The 20,283-nt window shown below is 43.7% G+C and carries 18 protein-coding genes; 14 read left to right on the forward strand and 4 right to left on the reverse strand.

Annotated features, from left to right (window positions below; genetic code table 11):
* Positions 1–151: 151 nt before the first annotated feature.
* The 3 genes from FM038_RS05885 to FM038_RS05895 all read left to right on the forward strand — a co-directional run bounded on the left by FM038_RS05885 (position 152) and on the right by FM038_RS05895 (position 4,070).
* Complete coding sequence (locus tag FM038_RS05885) at positions 152–1,441, forward strand: NCS2 family permease (protein WP_142872395.1); 1,290 nt, start codon at positions 152–154, stop codon at positions 1,439–1,441.
* Positions 1,442–1,619: 178 nt separating this feature from the next.
* Positions 1,620–2,738, forward strand: coding sequence for a glutamate 5-kinase (gene proB / locus FM038_RS05890; RefSeq protein WP_142872948.1), 1,119 nt, complete (start codon positions 1,620–1,622; stop codon positions 2,736–2,738).
* A gap of 57 nt (positions 2,739–2,795) precedes the next feature.
* A complete protein-coding gene (locus FM038_RS05895) occupies positions 2,796–4,070 on the forward strand; it encodes a glutamate-5-semialdehyde dehydrogenase (protein WP_142872396.1) in 1,275 nt (424 codons plus the stop codon).
* 195 nt (positions 4,071–4,265) lie between these two features.
* On the opposite strand, the gene FM038_RS05900 is transcribed toward FM038_RS05895, so the two are convergent.
* Positions 4,266–4,574 carry a DUF3303 family protein gene (locus tag FM038_RS05900; RefSeq protein ID WP_142872397.1) on the reverse strand — a complete coding sequence of 103 codons (309 nt, stop codon included), beginning with the start codon at positions 4,572–4,574 and terminating at the stop codon, positions 4,266–4,268.
* A gap of 392 nt (positions 4,575–4,966) precedes the next feature.
* Here FM038_RS05900 and bla point away from each other — a divergent pair, with 392 nt between their 5' ends.
* Positions 4,967–5,707 (forward strand): subclass B1 metallo-beta-lactamase, encoded by a 741-nt coding sequence (gene bla / locus FM038_RS05905; protein ID WP_142872398.1) that lies wholly within the window; start codon positions 4,967–4,969, stop codon positions 5,705–5,707.
* 17 nt (positions 5,708–5,724) lie between these two features.
* Here the strand turns inward: bla and FM038_RS05910 are convergent, their stop codons facing one another.
* Positions 5,725–6,747 carry a sensor domain-containing diguanylate cyclase gene (locus tag FM038_RS05910; RefSeq protein WP_142872399.1) on the reverse strand — a complete coding sequence of 341 codons (1,023 nt, stop codon included), beginning with the start codon at positions 6,745–6,747 and terminating at the stop codon, positions 5,725–5,727.
* A 369-nt stretch (positions 6,748–7,116) separates the two neighbouring features.
* On the opposite strand from FM038_RS05910, the gene FM038_RS05915 reads away from it, so the two are divergent.
* A complete protein-coding gene (locus FM038_RS05915) occupies positions 7,117–7,659 on the forward strand; it encodes an Mpo1 family 2-hydroxy fatty acid dioxygenase (protein ID WP_142872400.1) in 543 nt (180 codons plus the stop codon).
* Positions 7,660–7,739: 80 nt separating this feature from the next.
* Here FM038_RS05915 and FM038_RS05920 read toward each other — a convergent pair whose 3' ends face one another.
* Both FM038_RS05920 and FM038_RS05925 read right to left on the reverse strand, forming a co-directional pair.
* Positions 7,740–9,023 carry an HlyC/CorC family transporter gene (locus tag FM038_RS05920; RefSeq protein ID WP_195873215.1) on the reverse strand — a complete coding sequence of 428 codons (1,284 nt, stop codon included), beginning with the start codon at positions 9,021–9,023 and terminating at the stop codon, positions 7,740–7,742.
* Positions 9,024–9,251: 228 nt separating this feature from the next.
* Positions 9,252–10,040 (reverse strand): cytochrome C assembly family protein, encoded by a 789-nt coding sequence (locus FM038_RS05925; protein ID WP_142872401.1) that lies wholly within the window; start codon positions 10,038–10,040, stop codon positions 9,252–9,254.
* A 388-nt stretch (positions 10,041–10,428) separates the two neighbouring features.
* Here FM038_RS05925 and ffh point away from each other — a divergent pair, with 388 nt between their 5' ends.
* The 9 genes from ffh (at position 10,429) to hcp (ending at position 20,178) form a co-directional block, all read left to right on the forward strand.
* Positions 10,429–11,802 (forward strand): signal recognition particle protein, encoded by a 1,374-nt coding sequence (ffh, locus tag FM038_RS05930; RefSeq protein ID WP_142872949.1) that lies wholly within the window; start codon positions 10,429–10,431, stop codon positions 11,800–11,802.
* A gap of 515 nt (positions 11,803–12,317) precedes the next feature.
* The gene (gene rpsP / locus FM038_RS05935; protein ID WP_012141506.1) at positions 12,318–12,569 is read left to right on the forward strand and encodes a 30S ribosomal protein S16; all 252 of its coding nucleotides are present in this window, start codon (positions 12,318–12,320) and stop codon (positions 12,567–12,569) included.
* Between the two features lie 20 nt (positions 12,570–12,589).
* A complete protein-coding gene (gene rimM, locus FM038_RS05940; protein WP_142872402.1) occupies positions 12,590–13,120 on the forward strand; it encodes a ribosome maturation factor RimM in 531 nt (176 codons plus the stop codon).
* A gap of 15 nt (positions 13,121–13,135) precedes the next feature.
* Positions 13,136–13,882, forward strand: a complete 747-nt coding sequence (gene trmD, locus FM038_RS05945) for a tRNA (guanosine(37)-N1)-methyltransferase TrmD (protein WP_142872403.1) — start codon at positions 13,136–13,138, stop codon at positions 13,880–13,882.
* A gap of 35 nt (positions 13,883–13,917) precedes the next feature.
* The gene (gene rplS, locus FM038_RS05950; RefSeq protein WP_142872404.1) at positions 13,918–14,271 is read left to right on the forward strand and encodes a 50S ribosomal protein L19; all 354 of its coding nucleotides are present in this window, start codon (positions 13,918–13,920) and stop codon (positions 14,269–14,271) included.
* Between the two features lie 490 nt (positions 14,272–14,761).
* Positions 14,762–15,628 (forward strand): leucine-rich repeat domain-containing protein, encoded by an 867-nt coding sequence (locus tag FM038_RS05955; protein WP_142872405.1) that lies wholly within the window; start codon positions 14,762–14,764, stop codon positions 15,626–15,628.
* 275 nt (positions 15,629–15,903) lie between these two features.
* The gene (locus FM038_RS05960) at positions 15,904–16,995 is read left to right on the forward strand and encodes a 3-deoxy-7-phosphoheptulonate synthase (RefSeq protein ID WP_142872406.1); all 1,092 of its coding nucleotides are present in this window, start codon (positions 15,904–15,906) and stop codon (positions 16,993–16,995) included.
* 97 nt (positions 16,996–17,092) lie between these two features.
* Positions 17,093–18,232 (forward strand): bifunctional chorismate mutase/prephenate dehydrogenase, encoded by a 1,140-nt coding sequence (tyrA, locus tag FM038_RS05965; RefSeq protein ID WP_142872407.1) that lies wholly within the window; start codon positions 17,093–17,095, stop codon positions 18,230–18,232.
* A gap of 287 nt (positions 18,233–18,519) precedes the next feature.
* The gene (gene hcp, locus FM038_RS05970; RefSeq protein WP_142872408.1) at positions 18,520–20,178 is read left to right on the forward strand and encodes a hydroxylamine reductase; all 1,659 of its coding nucleotides are present in this window, start codon (positions 18,520–18,522) and stop codon (positions 20,176–20,178) included.
* Positions 20,179–20,283: the final 105 nt, after the last annotated feature.

The following is a 20,283-nucleotide window of genomic DNA, read 5'->3' on the forward strand; positions in this document are numbered from 1 at the left end:
CTCTCCAATACAAACCCCCTATAATCTGCCCAAACGTCAATGAAACTTGGCACTTATCTGTTCTGTGCTGCTTACCTACATGTAGCCCCTATACATAATTATGATAGGTATAGATCGTTCCAATACGAAAAAAATTAAGGAACTGAGGTTCATGTTAGAAAAGTTATTCAAGCTTAAAGAGAATCAGACGACATTGAAGCAAGAAGTTGTTGCCGGGTTAACGACGTTTCTGACGATGGCATATATTATTTTTGTTAACCCAATGATGCTGGCCGATGCTGGCATGGATCATGGCGCGGTATTTGTAGCAACCTGTCTAGCGGCGGCTATTGGCTGTTTTATCATGGGGATAGTGGCCAATTATCCGATTGCACTAGCACCCGGGATGGGGCTTAACGCATTTTTTACCTACACGGTTGTCGGTGAGATGGGTTATAGCTGGGAGACTGCATTAGGCGCTGTTTTCTTGTCTGGGATCTGTTTTTTGGTGCTTTCATTGGTGAGAATTCGAGAATGGATTGTTAACAGTATTCCCATGTCTCTGCGGTTTGGCATTGCAGCTGGTATAGGTTTATTTCTTGCTTTGATTGGCTTAAAGAGTGCTGGTATTGTCGTTGCGAGTCCTGCCACCTTAGTCACTATGGGGGATATTACCGCATTTCCTGCAGTCATGGCTGCATTAGGCTTTTTTCTTATCATTGCTATGGTTCAGCGTGGCATGAAATCTGCGGTAGTGGTGAGCATCATTGCAGTGACCATTCTTGGTCTATTATTTGGCGATGTTCAATATCAAGGTGTGGTATCGCTTCCTCCTTCAATTATGCCAACGTTTATGCAGATGGATCTCTCAAGCGTGCTAGAGATCAGTATGTTGTCGGTGGTATTTGCCTTCTTGTTTGTTGATCTGTTTGATACCTCCGGCACTTTAGTCGCCGTGGCACAGCGTGGTGGCTTTTTGGATGATAAAGGCCGTCTGCCAAGATTAAATCGTGCATTAACAGCCGATAGTACCGCAACCATTGCAGGAGCCATGTTAGGTACGTCGACGACGACCAGCTATATTGAGTCGACTGCAGGGGTAAGTGCTGGTGGGCGTACGGGCTTGACCGCTGTTGTTGTTGGTTTGCTTTTCTTACTGTCACTGTTTATCTCACCGCTAGCGGGTATGGTACCGGCTTATGCGACTGCGGGAACACTTTTTTATGTGGCCATTCTGATGATGTCAGGTCTGGTGCATGTGGAGTGGGAAGATTTGACTGAAGCTGCACCTGTGGTTGTGGTGTGTATCTTGATGCCGCTAACATTTTCTATTGCTACGGGGATCGCAATGGGCTTTATCTCTTATGCAGTGATCAAGTTGATGAGTGGGCGATATAAAGATTTGAGTGTCGGTGTTGTGGTGTTGGCCGCGTTGTTTATCGCCAAGTTTATTTATGGTTAGTTAGGTGAATATTGAATACCATAATCTAGAGTGCGTTGAGGGTCATACTGTGTATGGCCTTTTATTTTGGCTTTTATTCATAATTTGATGATTTTAGCGCTTCTTTTTGCCTGCTGACTACCATTTACTCTCAGGATTGGGTATAACGCTAAGTTCGGCTCTGTTTTATATAATGACAATGAATTTAAGTGAGATTGGTTACCGCCGCGTAGTGGTAAAATTGGGAACGAGTGTACTGACTTCTGGTAGTAAACAACTGGATAAAGCACACATGGTTGAGTTAGCAAGACAGATGGCAGCGCTGATGAAAGCGGGCGTTGAAGTTGTTTTGTGTACATCGGGAGCAATCGCAGCGGGTCGCGAGCATCTAGGTTACCCCGAACTCCCCGACACTGTAGCCAATAAACAGTTGCTAGCAGCAGTGGGTCAGAGCCAGTTAATTTTAGCCTGGTCACAACTCTTCAGTATCTACGGTTTACATGTCGGCCAACTCTTGCTGACTCGCGCCGACCTTCATGACCGTGAGCGTTATCTCAATGCAAGAGACTCACTTAACGCACTGCTTGCTCACGGAATTATCCCTATCATTAATGAGAATGATGCAGTGGCAACCAATGAGATTAAGGTTGGTGACAATGATAACCTTTCTGCTCGTGCAGCGCTTTTGTGTGATGCTGACTTACTGATATTACTGACCGATCAGCAAGGTTTATTCGATGCTGATCCACGCTCCAATCCCGATGCAAAACTAATTAAACAAGTGGTTAATATTGATGATAGTTTACGGCTTTTAGCGGGTGGTGCAGTCTCTGGTTTGGGGACTGGCGGCATGGCGACAAAACTTGAAGCCGCCGATATTGCCCGTAGAGCGGGCGTTGAGGTGGTAATTGCATCAGGTCATCATCCACAGGTGATACAGAAGTCAGTTTGTAAAGAGCCTGTAGGGACACATTTTACAGCTTTAGAAAATCCTTTAGAGAGTCGCAAACAGTGGATTTTAGCGGGCCAAGCGACGAAAGGTAAACTTATGCTCGATAACGGTGCAGTAACGGCTGTAACCCAAAAAGGACGTAGCTTACTTTCTAAAGGCATTATTCAAGTGCTGGGAGAATTTGACCGCGGGGCGACCTTGCAGCTAATCGGCCGAGACGGTAAAGAATATGCCCGAGGCATGAGCCGTTATAGTGCTAAAGATCTGATTAAAATCGCAGGTGAGCATTCAGATAATATTGAATCCCTGCTTGGGTATGACTATGGTGACGCTGTCGTTCACCGTAATGATATGGTCGTACTTTAAAAGGAACAGAATTAGGTCCTAGATGCTAGGTCCTTTTAACATTTAGGGTGATGAGACGTGATTGAGAATAACCAAGTGTACCTTCAAGCATTAGGAAAACAGGCTAAGCAGGCGAGCTACTCTTTAGCCTGTTTGAATGGCTCACAGAAGCAAGGGTTACTGAAAGCCATTGCTGTTAGCTTAACAGAGCAGAGTGAGCTTATTATTGCTGCCAATGCTAAAGATGTTATCGCGGCGAAAGCTAATGGCCTTAATGATGCGATGATAGATCGTCTGTTACTCGATGAGGTTCGTCTTAAGGCGGTGATCGGCGATATCGATAATGTGATAAACCTGACCGATCCTGTCGGCACAGAGTTAGAGAGCCAACTCTTAGATAATGGATTACGCTTATCTCGTCGACGTGTACCTCTTGGTGTGATTGGTGTTATCTATGAAGCACGTCCCAATGTCACCGTTGATATTGCGGTATTAGCGCTTAAAACCGGTAATGCAGTGATACTGCGTGGCGGTAAAGAGACGCTGCAGTCAAATCTGGCTTTGAGCGAAGCCATTCGCTCGGCAATCACCTCTCAAGGTTTACCTGCAGATTGTGTGCAGCTAATCCAAAGCCCTGATCGCAGTTTAGTATCGGGTTTACTTAAGCTTGATAACTATGTCGATATGATCGTGCCACGTGGTGGACCAAACTTACAGCGTTTGTGCGCCGAGCAGGCGACTATCCCGGTTATATTAGGCGGTATTGGGATCTGTCATCTTTATGCAGACAAAGATGCAAACATAGAAAAATCATTGGATGTGATTGCCAATGCCAAAGTACAGCGCCCAACTGTGTGTAATGCGCTCGATACGACATTAGTTCATCAAGATATCGCTGAAGTGATGCTCCCTAAGCTGTACCAGAAGCTTGCCGCGCTGGGTGTGAGTTTTTATGCCTGTGATAGAGCCGAAGCGATAGCGAAAAAGCTGGGTGTTACGGTCGAAACCGCCACTGAAGACACCTATGCACAAGAGTGGCTGTCGCTGACCTTGGGCATAAAAGTGGTTGATGATATAGAGGGGGCAATAAGCCATATAAGAACTTATTCCAGTGGACATTCGGAAGGGATCTTAACTGACAATATTCATGCATCGGCGCACTTTATTAATCAAGTGGACTCGGCTGCTGTTTATGTTAATGCCAGTACTCGATTTACCGATGGCGGCCAGTTCGGTCTCGGTGCCGAGGTGGCGGTAAGTACCCAGAAATTGCATGCTCGTGGCCCTATGGGGCTAGAAGCGCTGACCACTTATAAGTGGATTGGTGTTGGGGAATATACCCCCAGGAGCTGATAGCTTCGAATGAAGTCTAAACTCCATATGAGTTAATCGCCTCCAGCGGGTTTGTGCATTCTTTACTTTGAGAAGGTTCTGCGAGACGCATCTACACGGGACTATTCACAAGCAGATTCTCTTTCCGAATTTATCTTCAGATAAAAATGTTGAATGTAGCCAATTGCATAATTGGCTACGATCCTCATTTTGTTGCTAACTTAGCTTTTTAATCATTTCTGCTGCTGAGGCCATGGCTTCTTGTACTGGGCGTGCAGGGGAAATTTTGGTGGACTTAAATATTCCTGGGCAGGCGATACGCCATGAGTTGATGACATTGGAAATACTCTCTACATCACTCGCTTCTACTATGGTTACTCCCCATAGATCTGGTGTTGCATCAAATCTGATTACTTCTACGTTTTGAGGTGGGAATAGCTCGGCTGCGGCTAGCTTTTCAGCTGCCTGTAACCTAGTCATTGCGTCAGTCTCTTCATTTAATTCCCAATAGATAAGAAATAACATCTTGAATCCTCCATTAAGGATCTGCTGGTTGATGAACTATGAAAGATAATTATAGTTGGAGTTAGCTGTAATGGAGCATGAGAACATATTTGTATAGCTGGCAGATATTGGGTAGAAAGGATATGTCCAATACCCATTCATAAGCGACCTTATCCGTGCCTTCGGGAGTTTTGTGCGTATTGTTGCTGGATATCTTGAGGGCTTATCAATCAAAACAGCAGATTGCCATTATCGCGCTATAATTTTGCCACTATTGAACGCTATATTAGGGGACCCTTTACCGATAAGATCTTGTTATGTATAAATGCTTGAGCTTGATAGCTTCAACGTACCATTTTTTTCTTTCCGCGACTCGTACATTCTTTATTCCTACATCTATCCTGCTATTTATAATGAGTATCAGTTCAAGTCATGCTATTGAGCTAAAGGGGGCGAATCAAACCGATTGGTCCTCTGAGGTGATTGATATTGAAATGGTGTCATCGACACTATATTTGGTGAGGTCTTATCAAGAAGTAAAGCTTAGCGCAGATAAGCCTGCGGTAAAGATGGGCGCAAACTCATTTATCTATATTGATAACAAAGATGCTTACCTTATCGATACCCCCTGGAATGTTTCTGACATGCCAGATCTGATGAACTGGCTGAAAATTAAAGGCTTAACACTAAGAGGGGCTCTGGTGACTCATTATCATGCAGATAGCGCAGCAGGCTTAGGGTATTTAGATAAAAAAGGCGTAGTTACCTATGCATCGGAGCTGACCAATACTCTACTCGAACAAGATAAAAAACCAACGTCGAATCATACGTTTTTGGGCAATAATTTCGAGCTACTAAAAGGCAAGGTTGAGGCATTTTTTCCAGGCTCAGGCCACAGCATGGATAATTTGGTTGTCTGGTTACCAGATGAACAAATACTTATCGGTGGCTGCTTCTTGAAGTCAAATAAAACGAGTCACCTAGGTTGGACTGGTGATGCTGACTTAGGCAACTGGTACCACGCTGCCAGTAAAGTAAAAACTAAGTATGCCGATGTGAAGCTAGTATTCCCTGGCCACGGAAATGGGGTAGAGGGCGCTAAGATAATTGAGCATACCATGTCTCTCACAAGGGGAACGGCTAGCATGATGTGAATGCAGAACGCTAGATTTTATCGGCTTTCGACTCTATTGCGGCCATTGCTTTTGGCTTGATACAGTGAGTTATCTATGCGCTGAAATAGATCTTCTATCGAGTCATTATCTGTGCATTCGGTTACTCCAAAACTACAGGTAATATACAGATTAGGTGCTATCTCAAATTGGCTGATTATCTTTCTGAGTTTATCGGTCGCAATGAGTGCTTTTTTTATTGCTAGTTCTGGAAATATCAAGACAAACTCTTCACCTCCCCATCGAGCAAAAAAGTCTAACTCTCTGATATTATCGGATATCAGCTTGCACAATTTCTGCAGGATAACGTCGCCTATCTGATGGCCGTAGGTGTCGTTGACATTTTTGAATAGATCTATGTCAAAAATGGCTAAAGATAGAGGATGGTTGTACCTTCTTGAACGTAACAGCTCTTTGCTTAGCTCTTTTTCAAAGCTTCTTCGGTTAGCGATAGAGGTGAGTGGGTCAATATTGGAAAGAAGATCAACCTCTTTGATTTTCGTTTCAAGTTCTTGGTTCTTTTCTTGCAGTTTTTTCGCTTTTATCTTGGTTAAGTTTTCCAGTGACATATTACCTTGCTGTAAAAGTTTATTGAGTTTCTTGACCTCATCTTCTGCTAGCTTTTTGTCATGAATATTGTGGTGTGCGCCTATCATCCTCGCCACTGTACCATCGGTTTTATACGCCAAGATCTTGGCTCGATCGACAATCCATAGGTAGCTGCCATCAGATTTCTTACAGCGATATTCGATAAGGTATTGAGGAGATTGTCCACTGATGTATTGTTCAAAGTGTGCCATGACTCTTTTATAGTCATCGGGATGAATGATATTTTCCCAAGTAAAAACGTTCTCTTGAAATACTCCTATTTCATGGCCCAGCATGCGATACCATCCTGGGCTTCTTGTGACATGACCCGTTTCACCGTTCCAGTCCCATGTCCCCTCTACGATTAAATCGAGGATAGCGTTTAGAGTTGTGTCTGACTCTGTAACTCTTTTATGCCTGTAGGTTTCATTCATGTAATGCTTATATATTGATTTTGTTTTGTTTTATTTAATATAGTTGAGTTTGGGCAGCTAAAACAAATTAATATTGTAGTTTGTCATTTGTTCTCTGTGTCGATGTCAATTTTTGTATCACTTCGTGCCAACTCGTTCGAGGTATTCAGCTGGAGGACATCAATTTCGATTCGCGGCAGATAGTTTTGAATTTTTACTCTATTAATGAATTTAGAAATGGATTAGGTTAGTAATGAATGTGACGAGTGTCACGTTTAGTGTTTGTTAGCGGCTAGGTCCTAGAGTTTGAAGCCTAGAGTCGCGTCAGATATCTGAAACGTTTAATCACAATCGCTATGACTAATTTAAGCCCCCCTTGGAGAAGAGCTGATGAAATCCGCCGAAGAGCAGTTATCGACCTATAAAAGTGTCCACCTGAATCCGAAGAATATCAGGACTCATTTTGTTGGGGTGCCCTTGATCATCTGGTCAATATTCTTACTGCTAAATCTTATCCCTATTAATTTCTTCGCTTGGGATGATCCTGCGATTAGCATCAATGTGGCGACGGCCTTTGCTATTGGCGTTCTTATCTATTATTTCAAGCTGCACGCGCAGCTGGCGATTGGCTTAGCCCTGTTTATCGTGCCAGTGCTCTATACTTCTCATTTAGTTGCCCAGGTGCAAGGTGCGTTGTGGATTGCTATCGGTGTGTTTGTTGTTGGTTGGGTGTTCCAGCTTATTGGACATAAATACGAGAAGGCCAAGCCTGCGTTTGTCGATGATCTGAATCAGTTATTAATTGGACCTTTCTTTCTAATGGCTGAACTTTACTTTATGTTTGGTTGGGAAAAATCGCTCGAAGAGGAGATCACACCGTTGGCTATTACTAAACGCCGTGAACTCGAAGCTGCAAGAAAGCTAGCGAGTTGATAATCTTTGATTTTATACCGACTGGTATTAGATACAAAGAGGCGCATTCACGCCTCTTTAGTGAGTGCTCTAGTTAGCTGCTATCGGGCAGCCTTTTCAGGTTCCATATAATGCAGCGGCATGATACGAACGGTTTTGATCATGTTCTCAGCCACATCGACGACTTCGATGGGATAGCCTGAAATACGCATACTGGTATAGCGGGGGGGGATATCTTCTAGGTACTCGACAATAAGACCGTTGAGTGTCTTAGGTCCGTCGGTGGGGAAGTCCCACTTCATCTCTTTATTCAACTCTCGAATATTGATGCAAGCTTCGATAAGAAAACTGCCATCTGGCTGTTGGTTTATCTCTTCACTCGGTGTTGGTTCTGGAGAGGTTGTAAAGTCGCCAACTATCTCCTCGAGTATATCCTCTAAGGTCACTAACCCCTGTATATCACCATATTCATCGACGACCAGGCCTGTACGCTCTTTATTTTGTTGAAAGTTACTCAACTGCACATTAAGCGGTGTGCCTTCGGGAACAAAGTAGAGTTCTTTTACTGCACGCAGCAAGGATGATTTACTGAATTGATTTTTCGATTGCAATCGCAGTGCATCACGTAAGTGCACAAAACCTACCGCGTCATCAATATTATCGCGGTACAGCAGCACGCGAGTGTGTGGACTGTGGATCACTTGCTTGGTGATACTTTTAAAATCGTCATTGATATTAATGGCAAACAGTTCAGAGCGCGGGATCATAATATCTTCGACCGTGACCTTCTCCAGATCCATAATCGATAACAGCATTTCCTGGTGACGTCTTGGGATCAGCGCGCCAGCTTCATGAACCACGGTTCTGAGCTCCTCTTGGCTGAGGGCATCAGAAGTTCGCACCGAGCGGATCCCTAACAGATGCAGAAAACCAGAGGTGATGAAATTGACCGCTTTTACTAATGGGCTAAGGATCAGCAGTAGCCACTTTAGAAGAAAGCTAGAAGGAAAAGCAATCCGTTCTGGATGCAAGGCGGCGATGGTCTTAGGTGTGACCTCGGCAAAGACTAATACCACTAAGGTCAACACGCCGGTAGCAATGGCGACACCGAGATCACCAAAGAGGCGTATACCGATAATTGTCGCGATGGCTGAAGCCAAAATATTAACCAGATTATTGCCGATAAGAATAAGGCCAATGAGTCTATCTGGGCGCTCTAGCATTTTCATGGCGCGTAGGGCTCCCTTGTGTCCCTTAGAAGCAAGATGCTTTAAGCGGTATCGATTTAGGGACATCATGGCGGTTTCTGAGCCTGAAAAATAGGCAGAAATGATCAGAAGAACAACAAGAATAATTAATAGTGTGCTGGTCGATATGGCGTCCAAAAAGGCGCTCCATTGGGTTTAAAATGTAATTAAGTAAATGTTTTAATTCGATAACCAACTATTTTGGCCAGCCATTTATCGATTTCATCACATTAACCGTTTGGGTTAAAGGCTAGTAATTACAGTGAATTGACTAGGGTGTCAAGCTTGAGCTGCCGATAACAAAACAGCCAATATAGGTTGCAACCCACATTGGCTGGTTAGTCTAGCTATTTAAACTGAGCTCGCTTAAGTTAATATTAACTCTTTAACTATTCTGGCACCAAAATAAGCTAAAGAAAGTAAGCTAGCACCAGTTAAGGTATAAAGCACAGCAGTTCTTATCTTACACCCCACCCAATATTGCTGAGCCAGCATAGCAATATAAGTAAACCACGCCAATATAGAGAGTATCGCTTTATGACCTTTGCCCTCTTCGAACATATCATCTAAGAAAATGAACCCTGTTGCCAATGCTAGGCTTAATAAAATCACGCCAACGATGACGAGGTGATAGAGCTGCTTTTCAACGGTCATCAGTGGTGGCATGGCCGGGCTCAACATCATTTTTTTGCTCTTCAAGCGATTTTGAATGATAGCCAGCTGAATCGCATAGAGAGCTGCAATCATTAGCGCACTGTATGCCATGAGTGAAAGCACAACATGAACCAAGATGTCTGGGTGGATCTCGAAGTGGGTAATATACTCTGGTGGTACTAGCCATAATAAGGCGACCGAAATCACTGAGCAGGCATAGACGACAGGTACAACAACGATCATTTTGAGCCTGAATAACAAAATAGTAAAACTAAAGGTGATGATCCAATTCACCATTGAGATGACATTGGTCAGACTAAAGTTTTGCCCATCTGTTGTCATTATTGCCTGAGAAAGTGCAGCAGCATGTAGCACAACACCAATTGCTGCAAATCCAGCGACTAGACGGCGATTAGGGCCTTCTGAATGAAAAAGGCGGCCAGCGACTAGCACTAAGGCTATGCAGTAGAAGAACATGGCTGAAGCGGAAAATATAACCATTAAGTATTAACCTATCGTTTTGTTTGCTACGGGACTGCGAAACTCACCATTAATAAGTGGGCGAGATGCAAGCGAAGGCTTCTTTTTAATCTTACTCCTAGAGTAACACGAGCGTAGGTGAGTTGTGCAGTAGATAGAGGTACAAAAATTAGTCCTTTCTGAGCGTTAGACCCAATTTTTACACTTTAATTTTGCTTGGAACAACATTCATAGCAGCATGATTGAGGATTGAGTTACACGGTGACTATTTTCGCTCAGGGAATAAGCCGTTCTGATGTACTTCTCAATTTGCAGTGGTTCAACGAGTTCAGAAACTAGCATCTTGAGTTGGCTTGGGTATATAATGCTGCCCAATAAATGTAAATTCTATCATGGTAATAACGCGATAATGTTTGAGAACTTAACGGACAGATTGTCACGCTCGCTGAAAAACATCAGTGGTCGTGGTCGCTTAACAGAAGATAATGTTAAGGAAACGCTTAGAGAAGTGCGTATGGCACTGCTTGAGGCCGATGTCGCTTTACCTGTTGTACGAGCCTTCGTCAACAGTGTAAAAGAGCGTGCAGTGGGTCAGGAAGTCTCTAAAAGTTTAAGTCCCGGTCAAGCATTTATTAAGATAGTTCAGAGTGAACTTGAAAATGCCATGGGCGAAGCCAATGAAGGGCTTGACCTTTCGGCTCAGCCGCCAGCCGTTATCATGATGGCGGGTTTGCAAGGTGCAGGTAAAACCACCAGTGTTGCTAAACTGGGTAAGTTTCTGCGCGAGCGAGAGAAAAAATCTGTTCTAGTTGTGAGCGCCGATGTTTATCGTCCTGCGGCGATTAAGCAGCTAGAAACCTTGGCTATCGAAGTCGATGTACAATTTTTCCCATCAGATGTTAGTCAAAAACCAGTCGATATCGTTAATGCGGCTATAGCACATGCCAAGCTTAAGTTTATCGATGTGGTGATAGTCGATACTGCAGGCCGTTTGCACGTCGATGAAAGCATGATGGATGAGATAAAGGCGCTGCACGCTGCGGCTAACCCTGTCGAAACCCTGTTTGTTGTTGACGCCATGACGGGTCAAGATGCGGCTAACACAGCAAAATCTTTCAATGAAGCTCTGCCTCTGACCGGTGTGGTGCTAACCAAGGTCGATGGTGATGCCCGAGGCGGTGCAGCATTATCTATCCGTCATATTACAGGTAAGCCAATTAAGTTCTTAGGTGTCGGTGAAAAGACCGACGCATTAGAAGCTTTCCATCCAGATCGTGTAGCATCACGTATTCTAGGTATGGGCGATGTACTGTCACTGATTGAAGAAGTAGAACGCGGCGTCGATAAAGACAAGGCGATGAAGCTCGCAGCTAAAGTGAAGAAGGGCGGCAGCTTCGACCTTGAAGATTTCCGTGAACAGCTGAGTCAAATGAAAAATATGGGCGGCATGATGGGCATGATTGAAAAATTGCCTGGTGTTGGCCAGTTGCCACCCGAAGCGTTAGCTCAAGTACAAAGTGGCAAAATGACGAATCAAATGGAAGCCATCATTAGCTCGATGACACCCGGTGAGCGTAAACGCCCAGATATCATTAAGGGGTCACGTAAGCGTAGAATTGCGGCGGGATCTGGAACGCAAATCCAAGATGTGAACCGTCTACTAAAGCAGTTCACTCAGATGCAGAAGATGATGAAGAAGATGTCAGCTAAAGGCGGCATGAAAAAGATGATGCGTGGCATGAGTGGTATGTTACCTCCTGGAATGAAGATGCCGGGTCGTTAGATTCAGATTAGCAGGTGTTTTAATGGTATGTCCCCATCAGAGATGATGATGTGTGTATGATCAGTAAGTGGCATGTAGCCTCCTGGAATGAAGATGCCGGGTCGCTAAATTGAGATTAGCAGGTGTTTTAATGGCATGTCACTATCAGAGATGATGATGTCTGTATGATCAGTAAGTGGCATGTTACCTCCTGGAATGAAGATGCCGGGTCGTTAGAGTAACTGTTTCAAACGTTTTATGGCTCATAGATGCTAATATTGTTGTCTATGGGCTTTTTATTTACTGTGACTATTTCGTTGCCAATGACGCATTGCAGTAGGAATTAGCTATAAAATTATTAGTAGTAATTTTGATTATATTGAATAGACTTTAATCACAATTGCTATATTTGGTTGCATTCGCTGGCGAGTAAGGTAAAATCGTCCGGCTTTCTATCTGGAACTTTCCGCGAACACGGGGTTCCAGTTTTTATTTTTGCTTCATTTAGAAGCGAATCATTAGAGGATAAAAGACGCATGGTTACCATTCGTTTAGCTCGTGGCGGCGCAAAAAAGCGTCCATTTTACAACATCGTAGTTGCTGATAGCCGTAATGCTCGTGACGGTCGTTTCATCGAACGTGTTGGTTTCTTCAACCCAATGGCTCGTGGCCAGGAAGAAACTCTACGTTTAGACCTAGCTCGTGTTGAGCACTGGGTTGCAACTGGTGCTGCTACATCTGATCGTGTAGCAAAGCTGATCAAAGACGCTCGTAAAGCTGCGGCTTAATTGCGTTAAGGTATAGATTGATGAGTAGTAAACAAGAACCTGTCGTACTGGGCAAATTAGGTTCCAGTCATGGCATTAAGGGTTGGTTGAAGATCACTACCTATACCGATTCTGTTGAAGGTATTTTTGACTATTCTCCTTGGTTGATTAAAGAGCAGGGTGAATGGCGCGAGGTTAAGGTGCTCCAGTGGCGTTTTCAGGGTAAAGCGGTAGTCGCTTGTCTTGAGGGTGTAGAAACACGGGAACACGCGCAGATGCTCACTAATTGTGAGATTGCGGTTGCTGCAGAACAGATGCAAACTTTGCCAGAAGACGAGTTCTACTGGCGAGATCTTATCGGTTGTGAAGTGATAAATACCAAAGGCTATAACATGGGCAAGGTTCAGGAGATCGTGGAAACAGGATCGAATGATGTATTGTTTGTTAAAGCTAATGCGAAAGATGGCTTCGGCAAAGCGGAACGTATGATCCCCTTTGTCACCGAGCAGTTCATCATTGAGGTGAACCTAACGGAAAAACAGATCACAGTGGATTGGGATCCGGACTTTTAAGTCGAGGTAGAACATATGCGGTTAGGGGTAGTAACCCTGTTTCCTGAGATGTTTCGCGCCGTAACAGACTTTGGAGTAACGGGTCGGGCCGTTAAAAATGGCCTGCTTGAGTTGCAAACGTGGAATCCTCGAGATTTCACCCATGATAAACATAAGACAGTGGATGACCGACCTTATGGCGGTGGCCCTGGCATGTTAATGATGGTGCAACCTTTACGCGAAGCTATTCATGCAGCAAAAGCTGCGACTGGCGACAGTGCGAAGGTGATTTACCTTTCTCCTCAAGGGCGCAAGCTGACACAGCAGGGCGTCGAAGAGTTAGCTAAATCCGACAGTTTGATTTTAGTGTGTGGACGGTACGAAGGTATCGATGAACGCATTATTCAAACTGAAGTGGATGAAGAGTGGTCAATAGGAGATTACGTGCTTTCGGGCGGTGAACTTCCTGCGATGGCTCTGATTGATTCAGTATCACGGCTTGTTCCTGGTGTACTAGGAAAAAAAGCTTCGGCAGAGCAGGATTCCTTCTCTGATGGATTATTGGATTGTCCCCACTATACTCGTCCTGAAACCTTGGATGGTCTAGATGTACCGGCAGTGTTGTTAAGTGGCAACCACGAACATATTAGACGCTGGCGTCTACAGCAAAGTCTCGGTAGAACTTTGTTAAGACGGCCAGATTTATTACAAAATCTAGCTCTGACTGACGAACAAACGAAGCTACTAAATGAGTTTGTTGAACAAACAAACCAAGGCGGATAGTTACGTGCAGTTATATCTAGTAATGGAGTTTATTCATGAATAACATCATTAAAATGCTCAACGAAGAGCAGATGAAGCAAGATGTACCAGAGTTTGGTGCAGGTGACACAGTAGTTGTTAAAGTACGAGTTGTAGAAGGCGGTAAAGAGCGTCTACAGTCGTTCGAAGGCGTTGTAATCGCTAAGCGTAACCGCGGCGTTCACTCTGCATTCACAGTACGTAAGATCTCTAATGGTGAAGGTGTTGAGCGTGCGTTCCAGACTCACAGCCCAATCATCTCTAGCATCGAAGTTAAGCGTCGCGGCCGTGTTCGTCGTGCTAAGCTTTACTATCTACGTGAGCGTTCAGGTAAGTCTGCACGTATCCGTGAGAAGCTAGCTACTAAGTAATTTAGTAGTACGCAGTAAGAAAAGATGCAGTGTTCGCACAATAACCCGCCTTATGGCGGGTTTTTGTGATCTAGAGGAAAAGAAAAGTTTTCGAGTACAAGACAAGGCTAAGAAAGTGTCGAGTTGCGAGTTAAAGATTAAGCTGAGAAAGCGATAAGTCTCGAGATAGAGCAGAGAAAGCCATAAGCAAATCAAAACCACAGGTCATTCCGGCGTGCTTGTGGCCGGAATCCAGCTTTTAGCTCAAAGATTCGAGGGAAGGTTACGAAAGTTGCGAGACTCGAGGCAAGTCAAAAGCAAAGAAGTGGATTTAGACTAGCTTCAATCCATGAAGTTATATTTTTGTGCCTCAAACCTCAAACCTCAAACTAGAAGATTATTTCATTAAGTATCAATTTGTTACCTCCGTTTAATTTCTCTTGAGCTGTATCTATAAATAGATATACATTTGACAGCGATGGGAATTCAAACAGTTAAAAGGAACTTATTTATGCCAGCCTACCTACCTAAGGTAAATACCTCATTTTCGATCTTTTTGTTAGCCGTTAGTTCATTGGCTCTTACAGCCTGTAGTAGTGATGATGTAATAGAGGAGCCTAGTGAGCTCGATACTATTTCATTCTCCTCACCTGCAATGCAGAGCTGTTTTGATTTCGCCCGAGAGCAGGGAGATTGGCTGACCATCGCGGATGTGAAGAGTTTAAATTGTAATGATGAGTTAATAGATTCGCTCGAGGGGATAGAACTGCTAACTCAACTTGAGACCTTAGATATCCTACACTCGGTGGCCACAGAGTTTGACCTTAGCCACAACAGTGAGTTGAAAAAACTAACTCTATGGTTTAACGAAAAACTGACGAATTTAGATTTAAGTAACAATGCTAAATTAGAATCAATTGACTTAGCTCACAATGGGATCCAATCACTAAATATTAGCCACCTAGCTGATTTGAAACAGGCATACCTATTTGATAACCCTGTGGAGCAGATTGACTTGCAGTATTCAAATGAAATTGTAGAACTCCACCTTGCTAAAGGGAAGCTAACATCACTTGATATCAGTGAGTTAACCAATTTAATTAACCTATTTGTTTATGATAATCAGCTAACCAATCTCGACATTAGTCAAAACCCTAATATTGAGATAGTTAATGTCAGTCAAAATAAGCTAACGAGTATTGAGTTGCAGTCTAATGTCTATTTACAAGTATTGATGGCCTCACAAAATCATCTTGAAACTATCGATTTGATGCAGAACGGTGAACTACAAACGGTTGATCTTCAAAATAACCCGTTAAGTAATGAAGCTTTATTATATTTGGATAATATCGACTGGATACCAAACCTACTCTATTAAAGTTATAAGGCACGAGACAAGGCTGAGAAAGTGTTGAGTTACTCGGTTCGAGGAAAAAACAGAGGACAAAAAAGAGGAGCCGCTTCCTAGTTTCCTAGCGTCTAAAACCTAGGAACTTTTCCTCTACCCCATCAATTTTTATTTAGTTTACAGATCTTGCTTGATCTTATTTTAAACCACAGGCATAGTTAGCTCTCAGGTGTAATGGTGTAGCAGTACGGCGATACGGGTTGTGTCGGAACCAATTAATAACGGATAGACCTCAGGTGGGTAGTATGCAGCAAGATACAATTAACAATGTTCATATCAGTTCAGAAAAAGTATTAGTGACTCCTCAGGAGTTGAAGCTTGAGCTACCTCTGTCTAAAGATGCTTACCATTACGTATTGAATGCACGTAAGACAGTCGCTGATATCGTTCATAAGCGTGATAACCGAGTGTTGATTGTCTGCGGTCCTTGCTCTATCCATGATATTAAATCTGCGAAGGAGTATGCGCTTAAGCTTAAGAAACTTCATGATGAGCTTAGTAGTGAATTTTACATCCTGATGCGTGTTTACTTTGAGAAGCCAAGAACGACAGTCGGCTGGAAAGGCATGATCAATGATCCTGATATGAATGAGTCATTCGATGTCGAGAAAGGCTTACGTCAAGCTCGTGAACTGATGATCTTCTTAGCAGAACTCGGCTTACCTGTGGCGACAGAAGCGTTAGACCCGATTAGCCCGCAATACTTGTCAGAGCTTGTCACTTGGTCTGCGATTGGTGCTCGTACTACTGAATCTCAAACTCACAGAGAGATGGCATCGGGTTTATCTATGCCTGTCGGCTTTAAGAATGGTACCGATGGCAAGCTCGCTGTTGCAATCAATGCGCTAGAATCTGCTGCCAGTAGCCACCGCTTTATGGGGATTAACCAGCAGGGGCAAGTTGCTCTGCTACAAACAGCGGGCAATCCTGATGGCCATGTCATTTTACGCGGTGGTAAAACACCAAACTATGATGCCGTTAGTGTGGCTGAATGTGAAAGGCAACTGCATGGTGCTGCACTCAATGCGCGTTTGATTGTCGATTGTAGTCATGGTAATTCATCGAAAGATCACCGTAAACAACCCGCCGTGTGCGAAGACGTATTTAATCAAATTAGTGAAGGTAATCAGTCAATCATTGGTGTTATGCTTGAGAGTCACCTCAAAGAGGGGAATCAAAGCAGCAACAAGCCTATGGCTGAACTCGAGTATGGTGTCTCCGTGACTGATGCGTGTATTGATTGGGAAGCTACTGAAGTACTATTGCGTGATGGCGCCGCAAGCTTATCGTTAGTACTTGCTAGCCGCTTTGAGATGCCTAAAGTGGTAAATGCCTAAAAGTCATGTTGCAGCCAAATACAATATGATTTGGCTGTTTATCGTATGCTTGTACTAAAAACAAACCAATTTCGCTTTCTTGATGGATAGATGATTAATGAATGAAAAGACTACGGCTGATCTAGAAAACCTAAGAGGTTTGATCGATGGTGTCGATCAGCAACTGCTGCACCTATTAAGAAAGCGCTTAGATCTGGTCGCTCAGGTTGGGGCGGTTAAGCATGGGGCAGGCTTGCCCATCTATGCTCCACAGCGTGAGGCTGCGATGTTGGCAAAGCGTCGCGGTGAAGCTGTGAGTATGAATGTATCGCCTCAATTGATTGAGGATATCTTACGGCGTTTAATGCGCGAGTCATACCTTAACGAGAAGGATGTTGGCTTTAAACAGGTTAATCCCGATCTCGGTCATGTGGTTATTGTTGGCGGTGAGGGGAAACTCGGTGGTCTATTTTCTCAGATGCTAACGCTTTCAGGCTATCAGGTGAAAGTGCTTGATAAAGATGATTGGGCACGTGCTGAAGAGATCTTTGATGGTGCAGGTTTAGTGATAGTGACGGTACCTATCTCGATCACCTGTAGCTTGATAAAGGATAAATTATCGAATTTATCAGCAGAGTGTATTTTGGCTGACTTAACCTCGGTTAAGAGTGAGCCGGTAAAGGCAATGCTTGAAGCACACCAAGGGCCTGTCGTCGGCCTTCATCCTATGTTTGGTCCAGATGTTGGCAGCCTTGCTAAACAAGTTGTTGTAGTCTGCCATGGCCGTGACAGTGAACAATATCAGTGGTTATTGGAGCAAATCCAGATCTGGGGTGCACGAATAGTTGAAGCCGAACCTGAGAGACATGATAAAGCCATGCAACTGGTTCAGGCGATGCGACATTTTTCCTCTTTTGTCTATGGATTAAACCTCTACAAAGAGGAAGCTGATATCGAATCATTGTTGCAATTTAGCTCACCTATTTATCGGTTAGAGCTCGCGATGGTGGGGCGTTTGTTTGCACAGAGTCCTGAGCTGTACGCCGATATTATTTTCGCGCAGAAAGAGAGCATGCAAGCAATCGGAGACTATTTAGACAATTACTCGCAAGCTTTGTCTCTGCTTCAAGCTGGGGACCGCAATGCTTTTGTGGATCAGTTTAAAGAGGTCGCACAGTGGTTTGGTGATTTTGCACCACAGTTTCAGCGTGAAAGCCGTGCCATGTTGCAGTCAGTTAATGACATGAAGACTGACTAGATTAATTTATACGTCTTAAACGGTAGCTTTGCTGCCGTTTTTTTACACATATCGTACTCAGTTATCATTTTTCTGCGCTAACATACTTTAAAATTATCAGCTTCCGCCTCCGAGTCATTTACATTAATCACTACTTTTCCCCTCGGTTTATTAGTGAATTAGGAAGTTGATCTATCTCATAGTTTTCATCATTAAAATTAATATTGCTTCGAAGCTGACACTAATCGATTTATAATCGCCCTATAACATGCAAATAAAAAGCATGATTAAAAATAGGAGCAGTCGTAATGTTTTGTATTCAGTGTGAGCAAACAATTAGAACCCCAGCAGGAAATGGTTGTAGCTATTCTCAGGGAATGTGCGGCAAGCTTGCCGAAACTTCCGATCTACAAGATCTACTTATTTATGTACTTCAAGGCGTATCTGCATACGCAGTAAAGGCGCGTGAGTTCGATATTATCGATCATGAAATTGACACCTATGTGCCAAAAGCCTTCTTTGCGACCTTGACCAACGTTAACTTCGATGATGCTAGACTCGTCGAGTATATTGAGCAAGCTAACGTTTACCGTAGCCGCTTGCAAGCTGCCTATGAGAGTGCTTGTGCTGCTAAAGGTGTTACACCTGCTGAGTTGAGTGCTCCTGCACAATTAATTTTAGCCACTTCAAAGCCTGAGATGATCGCTCAAGCTCCATTGGCTGCTCCGAACCGTGGCGATGTTCACGAAGATATTTTAGGTCTTCGCCTTTTATGTTTATACGGACTAAAAGGCGCGGCTGCTTATATGGAGCACGCACGCGTTCTTAACCAGACTAATGATGAAGTCGCAGGCCAGTTCCATGAAATTATGGCTTTCCTTGGTGAAGATTCAGTGGATGCTGATAAGCTTTTCGCTACATCAATGGAAATTGGCCAGTTAAACTACAAAGTGATGGCAATGTTAGATGAAGGTGAGACAGAATCCTTCGGCCATCCAGAGCCAACTCAGGTAAATACCGTTGCGATAAAAGGTAAGGCAATCTTGGTCTCTGGCCATGATATGGTCGATCTTGAAATTATTCTTAAGCAAACTGAAGGTAAGGGCATCAATGTCTTTACTCACGGTGAGATGTTACCTGCATTGGCTTATCCAGAGCTTAAAAAATATCCACACTTAGTGGGTAACTATGGTAGTGCTTGGCAGAACCAACAGAAAGAGTTCGCTAACTTCCCTGGTGCGGTAGTGATGACCTCTAACTGTATTGTCGATCCGAATGTAGGCAACTACGCAGATCGTATCTTCACTCGTAGTATCGTTGGTTGGCCGGGAGTGACTCACTTAGTGGGTGATGACTTCACGCCAGTTATCGAGAAAGCATTAGCGCTTGATGGCTTCACTTATGATGAGATCCCCCATCTTATCACCATAGGTTTTGCCCGAAATGCATTGATGGCAGCCGCTCCAGCAGTGGTTGAGAACGTGAAAAATGGCTCTATTAAGCACTTCTTCCTCGTCGGCGGTTGTGATGGTGATAAGGCTGAGCGTAGCTACTTCACTGATATCGCGACTCAGGCACCTGATGACTCTGTGATCCTGACTCTGGGTTGTGGTAAATTTAAGTTTAACAAACTTGAGTTTGGTGATATTAACGGTATCCCGCGTTTGCTAGATATTGGCCAATGTAATGACTCCTACTCAGCGATTCAGCTTGCTCTTGCTCTGTCTGAAGCATTTGAGTGTGAGCTCAATGAGTTGCCATTAAGCATCGTGCTTTCTTGGTTTGAGCAAAAAGCAATTGTTGTCTTGCTGACACTCTTATCATTAGGCGTTAAGAATATTCGTACCGGCCCAACACCTCCGGCATTCTTAACCGATAACTTGCTTAAAATATTGGAAGATAAATTTGGTCTTCGTAATACATCGACTGCAGAAGAAGATCTTAAGACAATGCTAAACGTCGCTTAATCTGCTAGTGAAATAACTGACCATGCCTTGTATCTCGTCATTGAGACAGATACAAGCTGGTCAGTTAACTTTTCAATTTTTAGCCCTCTATTTCAATATTTTATA

Source organism: Shewanella eurypsychrophilus (genome assembly GCF_007004545.3).
In the GTDB taxonomy this organism is placed as follows: domain Bacteria; phylum Pseudomonadota; class Gammaproteobacteria; order Enterobacterales; family Shewanellaceae; genus Shewanella; species Shewanella eurypsychrophilus.

Coding starts and splice junctions, on each gene's coding strand:
- FM038_RS05960 (WP_142872406.1), top strand. CDS start 15,904: ATGCAGCAAGATACAATTAACAATGTTCATATCAGTTCAGAAAAAGTA.
- tyrA (WP_142872407.1), top strand. CDS start 17,093: ATGAATGAAAAGACTACGGCTGATCTAGAAAACCTAAGAGGTTTGATC.
- hcp (WP_142872408.1), top strand. CDS start 18,520: ATGTTTTGTATTCAGTGTGAGCAAACAATTAGAACCCCAGCAGGAAAT.
- FM038_RS05925 (WP_142872401.1), bottom strand. CDS start 10,040: ATGGTTATATTTTCCGCTTCAGCCATGTTCTTCTACTGCATAGCCTTA.
- ffh (WP_142872949.1), top strand. CDS start 10,429: ATGTTTGAGAACTTAACGGACAGATTGTCACGCTCGCTGAAAAACATC.
- rimM (WP_142872402.1), top strand. CDS start 12,590: ATGAGTAGTAAACAAGAACCTGTCGTACTGGGCAAATTAGGTTCCAGT.
- trmD (WP_142872403.1), top strand. CDS start 13,136: ATGCGGTTAGGGGTAGTAACCCTGTTTCCTGAGATGTTTCGCGCCGTA.
- bla (WP_142872398.1), top strand. CDS start 4,967: ATGAGTATCAGTTCAAGTCATGCTATTGAGCTAAAGGGGGCGAATCAA.
- FM038_RS05885 (WP_142872395.1), top strand. CDS start 152: ATGTTAGAAAAGTTATTCAAGCTTAAAGAGAATCAGACGACATTGAAG.
- FM038_RS05955 (WP_142872405.1), top strand. CDS start 14,762: ATGCCAGCCTACCTACCTAAGGTAAATACCTCATTTTCGATCTTTTTG.
- FM038_RS05910 (WP_142872399.1), bottom strand. CDS start 6,747: ATGAATGAAACCTACAGGCATAAAAGAGTTACAGAGTCAGACACAACT.
- rpsP (WP_012141506.1), top strand. CDS start 12,318: ATGGTTACCATTCGTTTAGCTCGTGGCGGCGCAAAAAAGCGTCCATTT.
- rplS (WP_142872404.1), top strand. CDS start 13,918: ATGAATAACATCATTAAAATGCTCAACGAAGAGCAGATGAAGCAAGAT.
- proB (WP_142872948.1), top strand. CDS start 1,620: ATGAATTTAAGTGAGATTGGTTACCGCCGCGTAGTGGTAAAATTGGGA.
- FM038_RS05900 (WP_142872397.1), bottom strand. CDS start 4,574: ATGTTATTTCTTATCTATTGGGAATTAAATGAAGAGACTGACGCAATG.
- FM038_RS05915 (WP_142872400.1), top strand. CDS start 7,117: ATGAAATCCGCCGAAGAGCAGTTATCGACCTATAAAAGTGTCCACCTG.